This is a genomic window from Vreelandella glaciei (assembly GCF_013415125.1).
GTDB lineage: Bacteria > Pseudomonadota > Gammaproteobacteria > Pseudomonadales > Halomonadaceae > Vreelandella > Vreelandella glaciei.
Window position 1 is genome coordinate 16,749 of the sequence record NZ_JACCDE010000006.1, and the last position, 15,561, is coordinate 32,309.

At 53.7% G+C, this 15,561-nt stretch carries 16 protein-coding genes; 4 read left to right on the forward strand and 12 right to left on the reverse strand.

Going from position 1 to position 15,561, the window contains the following annotated elements; genetic code table 11:
* Nucleotides 1-7: 7 nt before the first annotated feature.
* Nucleotides 8-1,012: a methyltransferase gene (locus tag HZS80_RS05680; RefSeq protein WP_035566572.1), complete on the reverse strand. Its 1,005-nt coding sequence runs from the start codon at nt 1,010-1,012 to the stop codon at nt 8-10.
* Nucleotides 1,009-1,833, reverse strand: a complete 825-nt coding sequence (locus HZS80_RS05685; protein ID WP_035566880.1) for a methyltransferase domain-containing protein — start codon at nt 1,831-1,833, stop codon at nt 1,009-1,011. Before HZS80_RS05685 ends, HZS80_RS05680 begins: the two co-directional genes overlap by 4 nt.
* Nucleotides 1,834-2,106: 273 nt before the next feature.
* On the opposite strand from HZS80_RS05685, the gene HZS80_RS05690 reads away from it, so the two are divergent.
* The 4 genes from HZS80_RS05690 to HZS80_RS05705 all read left to right on the forward strand — a co-directional run bounded on the left by HZS80_RS05690 (nt 2,107) and on the right by HZS80_RS05705 (nt 5,899).
* Complete coding sequence (locus tag HZS80_RS05690) at nt 2,107-3,117, forward strand: LacI family DNA-binding transcriptional regulator (RefSeq protein ID WP_035566575.1); 1,011 nt, start codon at nt 2,107-2,109, stop codon at nt 3,115-3,117.
* 90 nt (nt 3,118-3,207) lie between these two features.
* Nucleotides 3,208-4,191: a sugar kinase gene (locus tag HZS80_RS05695; protein ID WP_035566577.1), complete on the forward strand. Its 984-nt coding sequence runs from the start codon at nt 3,208-3,210 to the stop codon at nt 4,189-4,191.
* 47 nt (nt 4,192-4,238) lie between these two features.
* Nucleotides 4,239-5,213, forward strand: a complete 975-nt coding sequence (locus HZS80_RS05700; protein WP_035566580.1) for a 2-hydroxyacid dehydrogenase — start codon at nt 4,239-4,241, stop codon at nt 5,211-5,213.
* Nucleotides 5,210-5,899, forward strand: a complete 690-nt coding sequence (locus tag HZS80_RS05705) for an HAD family hydrolase (RefSeq protein WP_035566583.1) — start codon at nt 5,210-5,212, stop codon at nt 5,897-5,899. The genes HZS80_RS05700 and HZS80_RS05705 overlap by 4 nt, the downstream gene beginning before the upstream one ends.
* Nucleotides 5,900-5,989: 90 nt before the next feature.
* On the opposite strand, the gene HZS80_RS24235 is transcribed toward HZS80_RS05705, so the two are convergent.
* The 10 genes from HZS80_RS24235 to HZS80_RS05750 all read right to left on the reverse strand — a co-directional run bounded on the left by HZS80_RS24235 (nt 5,990) and on the right by HZS80_RS05750 (nt 15,446).
* Nucleotides 5,990-6,295, reverse strand: a complete 306-nt coding sequence (locus HZS80_RS24235) for a hypothetical protein (protein ID WP_442905758.1) — start codon at nt 6,293-6,295, stop codon at nt 5,990-5,992.
* Between the two features lie 7 nt (nt 6,296-6,302).
* Complete coding sequence (locus HZS80_RS24240) at nt 6,303-6,719, reverse strand: type III PLP-dependent enzyme domain-containing protein (protein WP_442905759.1); 417 nt, start codon at nt 6,717-6,719, stop codon at nt 6,303-6,305.
* A 24-nt stretch (nt 6,720-6,743) separates the two neighbouring features.
* Nucleotides 6,744-7,922, reverse strand: coding sequence for a mannonate dehydratase (uxuA, locus tag HZS80_RS05715; protein WP_035566585.1), 1,179 nt, complete (start codon nt 7,920-7,922; stop codon nt 6,744-6,746).
* A gap of 15 nt (nt 7,923-7,937) precedes the next feature.
* On the reverse strand, nt 7,938-9,410 hold the full coding sequence (locus HZS80_RS05720; protein ID WP_035566587.1) for a mannitol dehydrogenase family protein: 1,473 nt from the start codon (nt 9,408-9,410) through the stop codon (nt 7,938-7,940).
* Between the two features lie 3 nt (nt 9,411-9,413).
* Nucleotides 9,414-10,694, reverse strand: a complete 1,281-nt coding sequence (locus tag HZS80_RS05725; protein ID WP_035566589.1) for a TRAP transporter large permease — start codon at nt 10,692-10,694, stop codon at nt 9,414-9,416.
* A 2-nt stretch (nt 10,695-10,696) separates the two neighbouring features.
* Nucleotides 10,697-11,275, reverse strand: coding sequence for a TRAP transporter small permease (locus HZS80_RS05730; RefSeq protein ID WP_035566590.1), 579 nt, complete (start codon nt 11,273-11,275; stop codon nt 10,697-10,699).
* Between the two features lie 102 nt (nt 11,276-11,377).
* Entirely contained in the window at nt 11,378-12,346 is a 969-nt protein-coding gene (locus tag HZS80_RS05735; RefSeq protein ID WP_035566592.1) for a TRAP transporter substrate-binding protein, read from the reverse strand.
* A gap of 100 nt (nt 12,347-12,446) precedes the next feature.
* A complete protein-coding gene (locus HZS80_RS05740) occupies nt 12,447-13,469 on the reverse strand; it encodes a Zn-dependent oxidoreductase (RefSeq protein ID WP_035566594.1) in 1,023 nt (340 codons plus the stop codon).
* A 13-nt stretch (nt 13,470-13,482) separates the two neighbouring features.
* Entirely contained in the window at nt 13,483-14,694 is a 1,212-nt protein-coding gene (manD, locus tag HZS80_RS05745; RefSeq protein WP_035566596.1) for a D-mannonate dehydratase ManD, read from the reverse strand.
* Nucleotides 14,691-15,446, reverse strand: a complete 756-nt coding sequence (locus HZS80_RS05750; RefSeq protein ID WP_179915419.1) for a GntR family transcriptional regulator — start codon at nt 15,444-15,446, stop codon at nt 14,691-14,693. The genes manD and HZS80_RS05750 overlap by 4 nt, the downstream gene beginning before the upstream one ends.
* Between the last annotated feature and the right edge of the window lie 115 nt (nt 15,447-15,561).

Genomic DNA, 15,561 nt, shown 5'->3' on the forward strand with positions numbered 1-15,561 from the left:
CTAGCGTTTAACGACTTGGTTTAATCGCACCGTACACCTTAAAACGACGATTGTCGGCCAGCGTATAAAAATCTTGGAACGCACGCTGCAAGTGATCGGGATAAGGCAGAAAGCCGTTAGCAACAATCACCAAGCGTCCACCAGTGGTTAAGTGTTCAGGTGCTTGGCTAATCAAGCGCTGGCTTGGGCCATAGCTGATATCGCGCTCTTTATGGAAGGGTGGATTGCTGATAATCCAGTCAAACTGCTCCTCCTCAAGCGCGCTAAAGACATCGCTACAGAGTACTCGCCCTTCGAGCCCATTCTCGGCTAACGTGCGTTTACAGGCTTCTATCGCAAAGGCACTAATATCCACGGCGGTCACAAGGTGACCACGCTGGGCCAACCAAGCGCTGACAATACCGTCGCCACAGCCCATATCCAGTACTTTGAGCGGTTTTTTCGGCAAGCTATCCTCAATGCTTTCCAGCATTAATAGCGTGCCTTCATCGACTTTGCCATGGCCAAAGACACCAGGATGGCTGGCTAGCGTTAAACCCAGCGCTTCAATGTTTTGCCAAGCGCTATCACTAGCTGAATCTAACGCAATGGTATAGGTGGCAAAGAGTGAACAGCGACGCGCGTTATCGCGCTTGTCCCACCTCATTCCCAGCTCATCCAGCATCTTGGGAACACGCTTGATCCCCCCTTGATGCTCGCCAACAATCTCTAACGGCGTGCCGCTAGGTAGCTGTTCACATAACCACTTCAGCCACCAAATACCTAACTGATGGGCTTTTGGCCAAAACAGCACCACTTCTTTTCCTAATGGCTCACCCGCGGCCAAGTCAAAAGGTGTCCGGGCTTGCTTGCCCTTTGCCTTCCATTCGTTTAGCACCGCAAAATCACCGCTCAACACTCCCGCTGACTGGTCAATAAGCCAGCTATCCACAGGCGGGCCTACGACCCATAGCGCTGCGTACTTATCTCTTTGGCGCTCTAATAACTGACACGCAGGGGCTTGGGCACTCATTCAGAGCTCTCCGGTTTCGTTAATGTGTACAGTAGGTAACGACCCAATCGCCAGTGCGGGTCTTGGCGACAGTACTGTTTTTCCAGCGCCAGTAGCGTTTCTTTTTCTGCAGGCGTTGCGGGGGGATGGCGTAAGTAATCTTGAAATACTCGGATGCCAGCTACGGCATCTATTTTCAGTCCGTTTGCTGCGCTCCACTGGGCAATGTCGGCGTGCGTTATCGGCGAAATGGGCGTTAAACGTTGCCGTTTTCCCTTCCCCTCCAATCGGCCACTCAACGCCTTCTCAAGATTGCCTTTAACCACATTAGAGAAACGCAGCGCATCGCGATTAAACACCATCAAGCTAAGCTGGCCACCAGGCGCCAGCAGATCACTTAGGTTAGTCAGGGCTGCTTGCGGGTCACCCAGCCACTCCAACACTGCGTGGCAAGTAATCAGCGACCATGGCCCCGGTGCCTGCGGGGGCAGGTCCTGCAAGGACGCTTGCCGGTAAGTAATGGAGGAGTGAGGTAGCGTCGGATCATCGTGATGCCACTGTTGGGCATAACTGAGCATGTCTTTCGAAGGCTCCACCATGGTCACCTTATGCCCACGCTTGGCAAACCACGCCGTTTGTTGGCCCAGACCGCCGCCCACGTCAAGGACGTTCTGCTCGTTTAAAAGCAACATTTGCGGTAATAAATAGTCGAGCATCACTAAGCGCAACTCGCCACGGGGTGCCTGATAGAGTGAACGGGAGAACTTATCGGCCAAGCCATCGAAATAGCGATCTCCAGCCTCTGTTAAGTCATAGCTTTTTGGTAAATCGTTTGGGTGCATACCGCGGGCATCGCTTTTGCGAGGAAACGCGCAGTTTACCTGATTCATCCTGCTCAGCCGAATGGCATACTCCTCAACGCCACTCATAGCAAAAAGCTATCAAAAAACCACCCCGTATAACAAAAAAACATGAATAGATTTACAAATAGCCGGGCGGTAACCCCCTCCGATTACAATATTTATATGGTTAACCACATCTAATTAACTGTGTACCGTTGCTTTTGATGTCAAGCATATACAAAATGGAACCGTTCCCATTCCGCGAAGACCATTATGTCATCTGCAGTACGACGTTCTACCATTCTTGAAGTCGCCCGTTTAGCCGGTATTTCAAAAACTAGCGTTTCGCGTTATTTTGGCGATGAACGGGAACGTCTATCGCCCACTCTTCAGGACCGCATTGCCCAGGCAGCAAGCACTCTAGATTACCAGCCCAACCAAATGGCGCGTGGACTCAAGGGTGGGCGCTCCAAGCTCATCGGGATGCTGGTAGCGGATATCCGCAACCCTTTTTCCGTGGCAATTACCCACGGTGTCGAACAAGCATGCCGCCAGTACGGCTACTCATTATTGGTATGCAATACCGACAACGATTCTGAGCAGGAGCGCCAGCATTTAGACCTTCTGGGTGCGTATCAGGTGGCAGGCTTGGTGGTTAATGCCACCGGCAGCCCCGAAGCCCAACTACAGACTTTCATCAGCCATGGAACGCCAGTCGTGCTGCTAGACCGCGAAATCAGCAATGTGGATGCAGAAGTAGTAGGGCTTGATAACCAGCTAGCGATTGATAGCGCACTTGATCACCTTTCTGCCCAGGGTTACCAAGCCGTGTTGTATGTCAGCGAAGCCCCTGAGCAGTCAAGCACACGGCAACGACGGCTGGCCTGCTTTAACGAGGGCGCCCAACAGCGTGCGTTAAGCCATGCAACGCTACTGTTATCAAGTGACACCAACACGCGCCAGGCGCTAAGCCATTTTTTAGCCGCCCATCCTCAACACGCCTGCGCCGTACTGTGTGGCAACGGCAATGTGACCTTGACGATAACGCGCCTTTTCCAGCAGCTAGGCCTACCGCTTGGTCAATTCGGCTTAATGGGCATTGATGAACTCGACTGGTGCGATCTCGTGCCTCCTGGTATTACCACGCTTGCCCAGCCAACCGATGCTATCGGGAAAACGGCGCTTCACTGCTTGAGGCATAGAATTACACCTCAAACAACGCCGCCGCCGACAACATTGAGTTTTGCACCTACCCTAATCGCAAGAGGCTCCACCCGGCGTTAGCATTTTATGATCGCCCAAGCTTTATAAAAGCAACATAAATGGTATCGTTCCCATTAACCGACGACCAACAACATCAAGAGATGACTAACCATGTCCCACTCCTTTACTAACCCTCCAGAAGTCCTCACTTTTGGCGAAGCCATGACCATGTTCGTGGCAGACTCCCCCGGCAAGCTTTCCGACGTTGAGCATTTTCAGCGCCGCATTGCAGGCGCAGATACCAATGTGGCGATTGGTCTGTCGCGTTTAGGGTTTCATGTCGGCTGGTTAAGCCGTGTGGGCAGTGACAGCTTTGGCGACTTTATTCGCAATACGTTAGAAAACGAAGGGCTGGATTGCCGTCACCTTCATACAGATACCCAGCACCCTACTGGGTTACTGTTTAAAGAGCGCGCACTTGGCGGCGCAGACCCAAAAGTAGAGTATTTTCGTCGCGGCAGCGCGGCCAGCCACCTATCCCCACAAGACGCTAGCGATATTGACTTCGGCGCTCTGCGCCATGTACATGCAACGGGCATTCCCCCCGCCCTCTCCGCCTCTGCACGTGAACTCGCTTACCATACGCTTAAAGAAGCCCGAGCTAATGGTGCGAGTATTTCTTTTGACCCCAATTTACGTCCCAGCCTATGGGCCAGTGAAGCCGACATGCGCAAGACGCTCAATGCCCTTGCCATGTTCTCCGACTGGGTATTACCTGGGCTTTCAGAGGGCCAACTTCTCACTGGGCAGAAGACGCCTTACGACGTAGCAGGCTACTATCTGGATCAAGGCGCCTCGGCGGTGATCATCAAGCTGGGGCCGGAAGGTAGTTATTATCGCGGCAACCTAGGTGGGCAGGAAGAGAGCTTTACGGTAGACGGTTGCCACGTAGCAGACGTTGTGGATACCGTAGGTGCTGGCGATGGTTTCGCTGTCGGCGTGATCAGCGGCCTGCTTGACGGCTGCTCGGCACGTCAAGCAGCCCAACGGGGCAACCTCATTGGTGCTCAAGCCATTCAGGTGGTTGGCGATATGGAAGGCCTACCTAACCGCCAGCAACTTCAAGCGCTTGAAACCGATCAACCCACTGCTTAATTCGCCCCGTTATGCTTTATTAAGCGCTTTATAATCAGGAGACAACAATGAAAAAACAACTAGTGGTTCAAGGACGACTCAGTGATGCTCAGTTAGCCGAGCTTAGCGACTTGTTTGAGGTGGAGGTGCTGCCGAAAACGACCGCACTGAATGATCCTGCTAATCACGCTCTACTGGCTAACGTTCATGGCATTATCGGTTCCGGCTTAGCGATTACCCCTCAGCTGTTAGACACAGCGCCTAAATTGGAAGTCATCGCGACTATCTCTGTTGGCTACGACAACATCCCTGTTGATGAACTGACCAAGCGCGGCATCATGCTATGCAACACACCGGATGTGCTCACTGAAACCACCGCCGATACCGGCTTTACCCTGATCATGGCCACGGCTCGCCGGGTAGTTGAATTAGCCGAGTGGGTCAAAGCCGACAAGTGGCAAGCGAGTATTGGCCCGGCACTGTTTGGCAGTGATGTACATGGTAAAACCTTGGGCATGGTCGGGTTTGGGCGCATTGGTCAGGCGGTCGCCCGGCGTGGTGCCCTAGGGTTTGGTATGAAAGTGATTTACTCCAACGCCTCTCCCAAGCCTGAATTAGAAAGCGAATTAGGCGCGCAGCGTCGCGAACTCAACGAGCTGCTAGCCGAGGCCGATTTTGTCTGTGTGACAGTGCCTCTCACGGCTGAAACCGAACGATTGGTCGGTGCCCAGGAGTTCGCACAGATGAAGCCTTCAGGCATATTCATCAATATTGCCCGCGGTAAAGTGGTCGATGAGAGCGCTTTGATTCACGCCCTTGAAAACGGCGTTATCCAAGCCGCTGGATTGGATGTATTTGAAAAGGAGCCGCTCTCCGCCTCTTCGCCACTGCTGAAGATGTCGAATGTGGTCGCTCTGCCTCATATAGGCTCAGCCACCCATGAAACCCGCGACGCCATGGCCCAGCGCGCGGTGGACAATATTCGCCTAGCGCTGCAGGGCGAACGCCCAATTAGCCTAGTTAATGAGGAAGCCTGCCGATGAGTACTGATAAGTCCCCCTCCTCGCCTTTCTGCTTACTCTTCGACTGCGACGGTACCCTGGTGGATAGCGAAATACTGCTTGCCGAGGTGATGGGCGCGCTCCTTCCCGAATTCGGTTTACCCTTCTCAGCACAGCAATATATGGACGAATTTAGAGGGGTACGTTTCCAGACGATTGTCCAAACGCTGGAAAACCGTTTTCAGGTGTTAGAAGAAGACACATTTTCCCAGCTTGAGGCGGGTATGCGAACACGTATGGAAGCGCGCATGCGCGCTGAACTTATCGCGATATCTGGTATGCCCGCCGCGTTAGAACAGTTAAGCAGCCACCCTAAAGCCGTGGTCTCTAATGGCCCAGAACGCAAAATTCGCTGCGCCCTGGAAAGCACCCAGCTGGGTCATCACTTTGCAGGTAATTTATTTAGCGCTTATACCCTCAATGTCTGGAAACCCGACCCTGAGCTTTACCTTAAAGCGGCGGCCGCCATGGGCTTTGCCCCCCAACGCTGTATTGTAATTGACGATGCGGCCGTGGGAGTGGAAGCCGGTCTAGCGGCAGATATGCACGTTATTCATCTCAACCATTTCCCGAACGAGGAAAGCACTCCCGAAGGCGCCCTGGGGATTCATCACGCAAGCGAACTGCCAGCGGCAATTTCACGCTTATCGACCGCCGCTATCGCTTAGCGGCAGGAGCGAGGAGGCTTTTAAAAGCAGGTCGCCAGGTGTTCTTTCACGTTCAAGGCGTCATCAACAAGCAGCAGTTGGCGCCATTTATCAAACGTCAGGCATGGATGGGAGGCACCAAACACGCAACGAGTCACCGATCTGAACATCCTGGGCATCGTCAGGTAGCTGCACGAACGTGTGCTCATCCATAATTTTCGTCACTTCCCAACCAGTCACCGATAATGGCTGCGAGGGATCATCCCCATGGACAACGCCTTCATAGCCTTCTAAACCTGCCAAGTAGAGCGCGGGCTCATTATCGATGGCTTCGGCAAGCGAGAGAATTTGCTGCTGATTGCGGCAGCCACAGCGACCACCTGCTACGCCTACCTCAATAAGAACCGATAACGTCAAGCCCCGTTCAGTGAAGAATTTTCAAGCTGGCGTACGTTCTCATAGCTATCGACCACACAGTAAAACGTAGCCCCTGCTCAATCAGACTCGCGATGATGGCCATATTGGCCTGGCCCACCAATTGGTTCGCCATCAATATTCGGGTGATGCCATTGGCGAAGGCAGCACGACACTGGGGTGCAGTGGCAAGTGTGATACCCCACGCACCTGCCTGGAGCTGTCGATGGAAAAGCGCAGGCGTCATGGTGGTCTTGCCGTGGGGCGCCAATTGGGCCCCGTGGGCTTCTGCAAATCGCTGCATCCACATCAGGTTGTGCGCGAGAGGAGCCTCATGCACCACCGCTGCGGGCAGGCTGACACCGGACAATAAATTAGGGCCGAGTTCCACTCTGCCTTTATCTATCGCTAATTCATGTGAACGCATACGTCTCCTTTAGAACGTAGCCGCTTATCTGAGTGTTAACTGCCGCACCGCCAGCTCTACACCCCGTAGCTCAGCTAGACCGCGCATGCGCCCGTAAAGGGGATAACCCGGTGCCGTATTGCGCTGTTGATCATCAAGAAGCTGGTGGCCGTGATCAGGCCGTAGCGGCAACCGCGCCCCACCCTCTCTTTCTCGGCGGCGCTCTTCCTCCACCAAGGCATGTATCACCCCTACCATATCCACATCACCGACTAGGTGCGGCGCCTCATGGAAAGAGAGCGTATCCGCTTCGCGCTGGGTAGCGCGAAGATGGATAAAGTGAATATGCGGGGCAAAATGGCGGGCCATGGCCACCAAATCATTGTCTTGTCGAACGCCGTAAGAGCCAGTGCAAAGCGTCAAACCATTGGCGGGGCTGGGCACGCGATCAATAATCCACTGGGCATCCTCGCGAGTCGACACCACTCGAGGCAGGCCCAGTAGCGGCCGAGGCGGATCATCCGGGTGGATCGCCATACGAATACCTACCTCTTCTGCTACCGGAATAACGGCCTGCAGAAAGTAGCCTAGATTTTCCTGCAATTTAGCGGCGTCAATGTCCGCGTACTCTTCCAACACCGTGCGAAACTGCTCAAGGGTGTAGTGCTCTTCGGCCCCCGGCAGCCCCGCAATCAGCGTATTGACTAGTTTGTCACGGCCAGCGCTATCTAACCCCTCTAGGTGGCGGCGCGCTTGAGCCTTCTCTTCATCGCTGTACTCTTGCTCAGCCTCTGGTCGCTGAAGCAGATAAAGATCAAAGGCGGCAAACGCCACCTGATCAAAGCGCAGCGCCAAGGCGCCGTCGGGCAGCGCGTATATCAGGTCCGTACGCGTCCAATCAAGCACTGGCATAAAGTTATAGCAAACGGTGTCGATACCGCAGGCCGCCAGATTGCGCAGCGTCTGACAGTAGGTGCCAATCAACGCATCCCGTTCGGGAAAGCCTTTTTTGATCGACTCATGTACCGGTACGCTCTCCACCACCGACCATGTGAGGCCTGCCGCTTCGATCATCTGCCGACGCTCACGGATCGCCTCAACCGACCAAACCTGATCATTAGGCACCTCGTGCAGTGCCGTGACGATACCGGTGGCGCCTGTCTGGCGAATCTCTTCCAGCCGAATAGCATCATTAGGGCCAAACCAGCGCCAAGTATGCTCCATGGTCATCTCCTTTTATTAGTTGCGCTCAAGCGCCGCGAGCGCCCCATTCAATCCATCTTGGGTAAGCGTTTGATACGCCGTTAGTACGGCCTGTGCAAACGCCTTATACGCTGCCAATGCGTTAGGCACCACATCGTCCATGGCTAAATAGGCCGCTACCAGAGCGCTGGTATCGCTACCATGCGCCTGGTGTAGTTCTGCAAAGCGCTTGGCTAGCGGGTCATCGACGGTGTAGCGATTCCCCAATAAATCATCGCCTGCGGTGTAGCGAATCCAGGCCGCCATCCCCAGCGCCACACAAGGCGATGCTTGCCTCGTAGCGCTGCGCTTCAGCGCGCCAGAGAGCCAGCGCTGAGGGAGTTTTTGGCTGCCATCCATTGCGATTTGCTGCAGGCGATGGCGCAAGCTGTCATTGGCGAAGCGTGCCAGCAGCGAATCAGCATATGCGTCTAAATCGATTCCTTCGGGCATATCTAATGTCGGAGCCGCCTCTTCAAGCATATAGCGGCGTAATAAAGCGCGAAGCTTTGTATGATTGACGCCTTCAAAAACCGTTTCGATACCTGCAAGCGCGCCAAGATAGGCAAGCAAGGAGTGACTACCGTTGAGCATGCGCAGTTTCATGGTTTCAAACGGCGCCACATCCGCCACCATCTCAACACCCTCGGCTTCCCAGTCGGGCCGCCCCTGGGGGAAATTATCTTCGACCACCCACTGCGTGAACGCTTCACATACCACGGCGTTTGGATCGGTAATGTCCAGTGCCGCTAAACGCTCAAAGTCGTCGTCGGTCATCGCAGGGACGATGCGATCCACCATGCTGCAGGGAAACGACACTTCATTGGCAATCCAATTGGCCAATACTGGGTCTCGATGCTCGGCCAATTGCACCACCGCTTGGCGTGTTCGCTTTCCGTTATCCGGCATGTTGTCGCAAGAGAGCACGGTAAAGGGGGCGATGCCAGCCTCATGCCGCCTAGCTAACGCTTCCACCAGTAAGCCAGGCGCAGTGCGCGGCTGTTGGGGCGAGGCAATATCACCGATGATCATCGGGTCGTCGACTCTCAACTCACCGCTGGCGGGATTCAGAAAATAGCCCTTCTCGGTCACCGTTAAGGTAACGATACGGGTGTCTGCAGAAGCCATCCGGGCCAGCAGCGTCTCCCGATCGCGAGCCCAGCTTCCGGCACTGTCACAACCAGAGAATAGCGTCTCTTCAATCACACCTATTTCACGCAGCGTGATGCTGTCACTATCAGCGTACTCCGCTACATGATAGCGCTGCCCTGCCGCCCGTAAGCCGTCGACTAAACCAACACTAGAGCGTAAATTCGCGCTGCAGACGCCCCACTCACCATCGCCACTGCGTTGGCGATAACGCTCTAAATAGACCGCCTGGTGGGCACGATGGAAAGCGCCTAAACCAAGATGAACAATCCCGATATGGCCGCTTGTTGGCGTTGTTTCAATACGCTGAGGAGCCCTCATTAGTTACTCTCCCATCAGCAAGTTAGGTAACCAAAGCGAAATCGCGGGGACATAAGTCACCAACAGCAGCACCGCCAAGTTGCACAATAAAAATGGCACGATGGCTCTCGCTACTGTCAACATCGGCAGCTTGCCAATCCCTGCTACCACAAATAGACATACACCTACCGGCGGCGTTGTCAGCCCAATCATCAGGTTCAACACGGCGATCACCGCAAAGTGAACCGGATCGACACCCACGCCAGTGGCTACGCCCACCAAGGCTGGGAAAAGAATAATCAGCGCGGCAATGGTCTCCATAAACGCGCCGACAAATAGCAGGATTAGATTAAGTATAAGCAGAACAATGAGCGGGTTATCGCTAATCGAGAGAATAAGCGCGGCGATCATCTGGGGGATCTGTTCGCTGGTAAGGATCCAGCCGAACAGGTTGGCTAACCCCACCATCAGCAGCAGAGCCGAGGAGGTTAAAACGGTGTCTGACAAAATCGCTGGGAGCTTTTTCCAAGACAGCCCTTTATAGACATACATGCCAACCACCAAGGCATAGAGGCAAGCCACAATAGAGGCTTCGGTGGGGGTAAAGAAGCCGCCAATAATGCCGTAAAGGATAATCACGGTCATCAGCAGTGCCCAGAAGGCCGTTTTCGCTTCACGCAGCAACTGCAAAAAAGGGACCCGCTTCTCTTTGGGATAACCACGCCGAACGGCCAGGATATACACCGTGACCATCATGGCGAGCCCCATCAACAGGCCAGGAATCGCACCTGCCAGAAACATACGCCCGACCGAAATACCGCTAAGTGAGCCGGCAATAATCATCGGCACACTAGGCGGTATAATCGGCCCAACGGTTGACGAGGCAGCGGTAACGGCCGCGGCAAACGGTTTGTCATAACCCGAGCGCGCCATACCGGGAATCATCACCGAACCGATGCTGGCTGAATCAGCAACGGCCGTGCCGGAGATACCACCAAAGATCATCGAACCCGCCACGTTAGCCAAGCCAAGTCCGCCTCGGATGTGGCCTAACAAAGCATTGGCGAAACGTACAATATGCTCAGTGATATTGCCGACGTTCATTAAATTGCCGGCCAGCACAAAGCCGGGAATACACAGCAGTACAAAAGTGTCGATACCGGCGTACATCCGTTGCGGCACGATGGTTAATGAAATGCCTTCAAGCAGAAGATAAGAGAGCGAGGCTAACCCCAATGCAAACGCAATGGGCATACCCACCGTGAGCAGTATTAAAAAAACGCTAAACAGGATAATGACTTCCATGCTTACAACTCCTGGAGGGAGGCAGAGGAGCGACACATTGCGATAATTCCCTCAAGACACCCTAGTAAGCTGTAGACCAGAAGGAGCGCAAAGGTGACTACTGTAGAGAAAAAGATATACAGCATGGGAACATGCAGCGTTGGCGAGGTTTGCCAAGCGCCGTTTTGCGCATACTGCCAAGCGTAAGGCAGCACCAGAAAGGCAAACAGGCCAATCAGTGCGCAAATGAGCACTTGAAAAGCCGCCTGCATGCGCGCGCCCAACAGGTGATGAAAAAGCTCAACGCTGATGTTTCGGTGCTGGCGTAGAACAACACCAACAGATAGCGCCACCATATAAATAAACAGATAGCGCGAGAGCTCTTCAGTCCAGGCTATCGAAAACGGCAAAAATAACCGCGAACAAATTTGCAGCAGCACCGTGACAGCAATCGCAACCAGCGCCACGACGGCCAAGGTCAGAAAGCACGTATCTACCCAGCCAATCACGCGGCCTATCGGGCCTGCTAGCTTAGGTACCGCTGCCATTGGATCCAGACTCTCTAGCGCTTCCTGCTCGAGCGCTTTATGATCCGAGTTCATAACCGTATCCTCATGAGCAAGCCGCTATTGCAGCTGAGATTGGGCTAGCATTTCGCCAGCCCAATCTCATCCGCCATTCACTCAAAATTCGCTTCCAAGAACTTACAAGTCTTGGATAGCATCAAAGAGCTCACGCTGCTCATCTGTTAAAGCCTCAAGCACGGCGGGGCGAGCTTTGTCTGCGAACGCATCGACATCAACTTCCACAAATTCCATGCCACGCTCCTGTAATGCCTGCTCAAGACGCTCCTGGTCATCAACGAAAAGCTCGGCCTGATACGCTTGCATCGTTTGCGCAGCATCACGAACCACCTGCTGAAGCTCTGCAGGCATATTTTCCAGCTGGTTACGCCCAATCACGACATAGATCCAGCTGCGCACATGTCCAGTCATGTTGACGTAGTCCTGTACCTCATTAAAGCTGGCGCTTTCGATCAGACTAAGCGGGTTTTCTTGCCCTTCCAGGGTGTTTTGCTGGAGCGCAGTGAACACTTCACTAAATGCCATTGGGGTTGGACGCGCCCCCATTGCCTGCCATGTATCGACGAATAACGGCACGTTCGGGACGCGAAGTCGTAGACCATCCAGCTCATCAGGCGTACGGATGGGACGATTGGAAGTAAGTTCGCGAGGGCCGCGCTCAAACCACGCCAAGGGAACCAAGTTAGTTCGCTCGGTGATTTGCGCCTCGATCTCATCGCCAATGTCACCATTTACCGCCGCGTGGAGATGTTCGGAATCACGAAAAGCGTAAGGTACGGCCATCATCGCGGCTTTAGGCGCCCAATTCTGTAGGCTTTCACCGGTAATGGTCATATCCGCCGTGCCTAGCTGGATACTGTTGATCACATCCATCTCGTTACCCAGCTGCTCACTGGGGTAGAGGCGTACCTCAATCTGCCCGTCGGAGTTTGCTTCGACCTCTTCTTTAAATTTTTCGGCGGCCTGGTGCCAAATATTTTGCTCATTGGCTAAATGGCCAAAACGCAGGGTAAAGTCGGCCGCCATCAGGGAGTGGCTGCCGACTAAGGCAGCGCCAAGAACAGCGCTGGTGATAAGTTGCTTAATCATTGTATTTCTCCTGCATAAGAGTGTTGTTAATTGTGGACTGCAGTTGCTAATTAATAGCTGTTAATTGCGTGGGGGTTGGCGTGGGTTGGAGTAGCCTCCCTCAAGTACTGATTTTAATCAGCACCTTGCGGGCCTCTTCTGGTCGGTGATCAAGCATGTCGATGGCGCTGGGCATGTCGTTTAGCGGCAACCGATGGCTGACTAAGGCCAACGGATCCAACTGCCCACTTGCCATTAGCTTTAGCACCTCCGGAAACTGACGGTTGTTAAGTCGTGAACCTACCAAGGTCAGTTCTTTCTTAATCACCTCTAACTGCACTAGCTCGCTGGGCTGGGCGCTAAAACCCAGTAGACCAATGCGCCCTGCTGGCGACGCTAAACGCAGCATTTGCGGTAGCAGCGCGGGTACGCAGGCCGCATCGGCAATCAGTGGCACACCTTCGCCCTGGGTGAAGGTAAGCACCTCTTTTTCCACATCCTGCTCGCGACTATTCAATACCTGCGTTGCCCCAAGCTGTTTTGCAGCCGCTAATCGCTCATTAATAACGTCAGTGACGATAACCTCTTCGATACCCTTGGCCAGGGCCATCTGCAGGATCGTAAGACCAATAACACCGGCGCCCAGAATCATTAGTCGATCACCCGGGTGAGGCTGCATGCGATCAAGTACATTGGCAGCAATGGTGTAAGGCTCAACTAAGGCAGCAGCATCTAGTCCGATATGCTCGGGAAGGTGGTGTACGTTATCCGCGGGAACGACCACAAACTCTTCAAAACCGCCATTGCGATGCACGCCGATCACTTCAAGTGAACTACACACATTGGGGCGGCCAATGCGGCAGGGATAGCAGTTGCCGCAGCTAATAACCGGATCAATACACACACGAGCTCCGACGGCTACGTCCGTCACGCCCTCTCCTACCGCTTCCACTACCCCGGCGAACTCATGGCCGGTGATGCGCGGAAAACGCACAAAGGCGTTGTCGCCATGGATAATGTGCATATCCGAGCCGCAGATACCGGCAAATGCTACGCGTACCAGCGCTTCACCTGCGGCCGCTTTGGGCGGCTCAACTTCCACGACCTGGTAGTCATGGGGCGCCTTTACCTGAAATGCTTTCATTTAGATGAACTCCTTACCAGTGCCACAAGGTGCCGTCTTCTAACCGGTTCACCGGCAGGCTGGCGCGCTTATAGGGGTACTGCTTGGCTAACTGCTCATCGATATCCACACCATGCCCGGGCTTTTCACCAACGATGAAATGCCCATCCTCAAAGCGATAGTCGTGGGGGAAGACCTCATCAGTGGCGCTGGTATGCGGCATATACTCCTGGATACCGAAGTTGGGCACCCAGGTATCAAAGTGAATTGCCGCGCCCAGGCAAACCGGCGAAAGGTCTGTCGGACCATGGAAGCCAGTGCGCACATGATAAAGGCCCGCTAAATCAGCAATGCGGCGCATATGGGTAATGCCGCCAGCATGCGTCAGAGTGGCGCGAATATAGTCGATCCACTGATTTTCAATCAGCGCTTTGGCGTCATACAGACTGTTAAAAACTTCACCTACGGCAAGGGGCGTTGTGGTGTGCTGGCGGATAAGACCAAACGCTTCCTGGTTTTCTGCCGGGACGCAGTCTTCAAGCCAAAAGAGATGGTAGGGCTCCACTTCTTTACCTAAGCGAGCAGCCTCAATGGGCGTCAGGCGATGATGCACATCGTGTAGCACGTGCAAATCATCACCAAAGCGCTCACGCACGGCAGCAAATAGTTTAGGCACATGGTTTAAGTATTTACTGGTACTCCATACGTGCTCGGCAGGCAAATCAGCATCGGCAGGCTCATAAGGTTCGCCATCTTTTTTGGCAACGCCATAAATAGTGGCAATGCCTGGCACACCCGCCTGAACGCGCACCGCTTTATAGCCCTCATCTACATGTCGTGCGACCTCTTCTAAGCACGCATCAATATCACGCCCCGTTGCATGGCCATACACCATCACTCGGTCACGGCTCTTACCACCTAACAGTTGATAAAGTGGCATGCCCGCAAGCTTCGCTTTAATGTCCCAAAGGGCCATATCGACAGCAGCAATCGCACTCATCGTAACGGGACCGCGCCGCCAGTAGGCGCCACGGTAAAGGTAGTGCCAAATATCTTCGATGCGCTGTGGGTCACGGCCGATTAACATCGGGATAACGTGCTCCTCCAGGTAAGCCACAACGGCCATTTCTCGGCCATTGAGCGTTGCATCACCAATACCGTACTCGCCCTGATCGGTGACAATCTTTAACGTCACAAAATTTCGGCCCGGCGAGGTCACGATGGTATATGCCTGCTCGATTTTCATTGAGTCGCCTCCTGCTTCAGCGCTGAATTTTCTTGTTCTTCAAATGCTAGTTGCCCTTCAAACATGGCGGGGAAACGACGAACCAGATCGGGCATTGAGACTAAAATTTCACGCAAATGCAGTGACATCGCTTCTTCAGCTTGCTGAATATCTCGTGCCTCAATGGCAGCAACGATGCTGGCATGCTGTTGCACAAGCCGTTCCAGCGGAGTGCTATGGGGCACACTGAGGTAGCGTACCCGGTCAAGCTGAGCACGGACTTCTTCGATGACTTTCCAGGCAGCGTGCTGTTTTACCCCCAGTGAAAGCGTGCGATGGAACGCTTCATCAAGACGATAAAACCGATCGTTATCATTAGGTTCAATACAGCGATGCTGCCGCGCCAACAGATCGTGTAAATCTGTTAACACTGTAGGCTCAAGGCCTTGTTCGGCTGCCAGCCTTACAATGGCGACCTCAACCGCTTCACGTACAAAACGCGCCTCGAGCACCGCCTGTTGGGATATTTTGACCACATAAGTGCCGCGTTGAGGCTTCACTTCTACCAACCCCGCCTCGGAGAGCCTGATGAAAGCTTCTCGCACCGGCTGGCGACTAACCGAAAAAGTGTCAGCAATCTCTTTTTCTGATAACGCCTGCCCCGGCGCCAATACCATCTGGATAATTGATTGCCTCAGTACGTGAAATAGCCGTTGGCGAACCGATTCTCCCTCGTGCGTTTCCTGCCATAGCGTTTGTAGGGTCGTGTGCATAACACCTAAATCCGAATATGAAAGCCTATGAAGCATAGCGGCCAAAGCTGATATGACTAGTATGGTAGTTAAATTAAAATAAAAAAAGACTAAAATTATTAGCCTTTAGTCGCCC